This is a genomic window from Sinomonas sp. G460-2, from assembly GCF_047759905.1.
Lineage (GTDB): Bacteria > Actinomycetota > Actinomycetes > Actinomycetales > Micrococcaceae > Sinomonas.
This window is the reverse complement of sequence record NZ_JBKZWT010000428.1, coordinates 1-2,500: the sequence shown is the minus strand read 5'-3', so window position 1 is coordinate 2,500 and position 2,500 is coordinate 1. Positions and strand designations below refer to the sequence as shown.

The window sequence follows — 2,500 nt, the reverse complement described above, 5'->3', positions numbered from 1 at the left end:
GGCGAACGCGAGGATCCGCCCCGCGAGCTCCTGCGCCGCCGCGAGCGTGGCCTTCCCCGCCACGACGGTCCCGGTGGACCCGAACGCGCCCGTGTCATGATCGGTAAGCGCCGTGTCGGCGTTCCTCAGCTCGACGTCCGCGGCCCCCGCGGAGAGCGCCGTCGCCGCGAGCTGCACGTGGACCGTGCTCGTGCCGTTGCCGAACTCGGCGGTCCCGACGTCGAGGGCGAACCGCCCGTCGGGCAGGAGCGCGATCCGTGAGTGCGCGTGGTGCCCGCGCGGCGGCACGGTGTCGATCATCGACAGCGCGGAGCCCTCCCCCACGAGCCACTCGGGGCCGAGCTCGCCCGTACCCAGCGGACCGTTGAACTGCCGCTCGCGCTCCCTGCCACGCTTGAGGGCCTTCGTCACGAGCCGCACGCATTGGTCGAGGCCATAGCTCCCGTACAGGACGTCGGGTTCGGGCTCGGGGTGCGACGCGATCATGGGGTCGCCGCGGTAGACCATGTTCCGGCGCCGGAATTGGAGCGGGTCCATGCCGATGCCGGCTGCGAGCTCATCCACGGCCGATTCGACCGCGAAGATCATCTGGCTGAGCCCATAGCCGCGGAACGCCCCGGCGGGAACTGTGTGCGTGTAGACGGCGCGCGCATCGATCTTCTTGTTCGCGCACCGGTACACGCTCACGGACTCGTTGCACCCGTGGAACATGACGCCCGGGGCATGGTTCCCGTACGCGCCCGTGTTCGTCACGACGTCGAGCGCGAGCGCCGTGAGCGTCCCGTCCCGCTTCGCCCCGGCCCGCAGCCTGATGGTGAACGGGTGCCGCGTGGTCGAGGCCTGGAACTGCTCGGAGCGCGTGAACTCGAGCTGCACCGGCCGGCCCAGGCGCAGCGCGGCGAGCGCCGCGACGTCCTCGGTCAGGACCTCCTGCTTCCCGCCGAAGCCGCCGCCCACACGCCCCGTGACCACACGGACGCGCTCGAGCGGGAGCCCGAAGATCCGCGAGAGCGTGCGGCGCGCGAGGAACGGGACCTGCGTCGAGGACCGCACCACGAGGGCGCCGGAGCCGCCGAGCGGGTCGCCCTCGGTCCACGCGATCGAGCAATGCGTCTCGAGCGCGACGTGCTGCACGCGCTGGGTCCGGAACGTATCCTCGTACACGAAGTCCGCGGCGGCGAGGCCCGCCTCGACGTCCCCCACCTCGGAGTGCAGCTCGGCGACGACGTTCCGCCCCGGGTCGGCGATCCGCGAAAGGGCTGCGTCCTTCTCCCCGTGAACGAGCGGCGCGCCCGGCGCGAGGGCTTCCTCGGGAGTCAGCACTGCGGGCAGCACTTCGTAGTCGACGACGACGGCGCGCACCCCCGCCTCCGCTGCGGCGACGCTTTCGCCGACGACGGCGGCCACCCGCTGCCCGCTGAAGCGCACCACGGTGTCGAACAGGCGCGTATCGTCGGGATCGTCCTCGACGATCTCGTGCTGGGCACTCGAATAGAGCACGCCGGGCCCATCCTCGGACGTGAAGACGGCAACGACCCCGGGCACGGCGAGCGCGGCCGAGGCGTCGAGGGAACGGATCCGCGCGTGGGCGTGCGGCGAGCGCACGAGCTTGAGGTGCAGGAGCGCGGCCTGGCCGCCGGGAACGTCCGCGTCGGTGACATCGAGCGTGTATCTCTCCGTCCCCGAGACGATCCGCGAGCCCGCGAGCGCCGGGACGTCATCACCGAACTGCCCGTCCGTCGGCCCGCCCTGGCCCGCGCCCGTGACCGCGGTCTCGATCGCGGCGTACCCCGTGCAGCGGCACAGGTTGCCCTTGAGGTTCCGGGGCAGGTTGGCGAGTTGGGCGCCGTCGAACGTCGCCGCCGTCATGACCATGCCCGCTGTGCAGAAGCCGCACTGGAAGCCCTGCGCGTCGACGAACTGCCGCTGCATGGGGTGGAGGTCGCCGTTGCCGGCCCCCGCGGCGGCGCCCTCGGAGGCGGAGTGGGAACACGTCGCCGCGAGGCCCTCGATCGTCGTGATCGCGTGGCCGTCCGCGCGCTGCGCCGGGTACAGGCACGAATGCACGGGAACCCCGTCGACGTGCACGGTGCACGCGCCGCAGTCGCCTGCGTCGCAGCCCTTCTTGACGCCGAGCGCGCCCTCCTCGCGCAGGAACGTTCGCAGGCACTGGCCCGGGCGGGGCGCTCCGCCGGCCAGCCGCCCGTTGATCTCGATGGCCATGTCAGGCCCCCTCTCCGTACGTTTCGCCGAGAAGCTCGACGCGGAGCTCTTCGCCGAGCCGGTAGGTCATGTCGCGCCGCCACCCGGGCAGGCCGTGGATGTCGTCGTGGTACAGGTCGCTGGGGATCGCCGCGTCGAGCGCGCCGGCGAGCGCCTCGGCGTCCGGAAGGTCAGCGGCCGCGAAGCGAAGCTGGACGGGCCGCGTCGTCGACGCCGTGACCGTCAGCACGAAGCCGCCGTCCGGGTCGCGCCGCCCGATCAGCAGGACCCCCGAGCG

1 protein-coding gene and 1 pseudogene are annotated in these 2,500 nt (G+C 72.6%); both read right to left on the bottom strand.

What is annotated here, in order from left to right; translation table 11 throughout:
• Positions 1-2,223: molybdopterin-dependent oxidoreductase (locus tag ACLN58_RS20915; RefSeq protein ID WP_415857150.1), on the bottom strand; the 2,223-nt coding region annotated here is incomplete at its 3' end.
• A gap of 1 nt (position 2,224) precedes the next feature.
• Positions 2,225-2,500: pseudogene (locus ACLN58_RS20910) on the bottom strand (FAD-binding molybdopterin dehydrogenase); the annotation flags it as partial.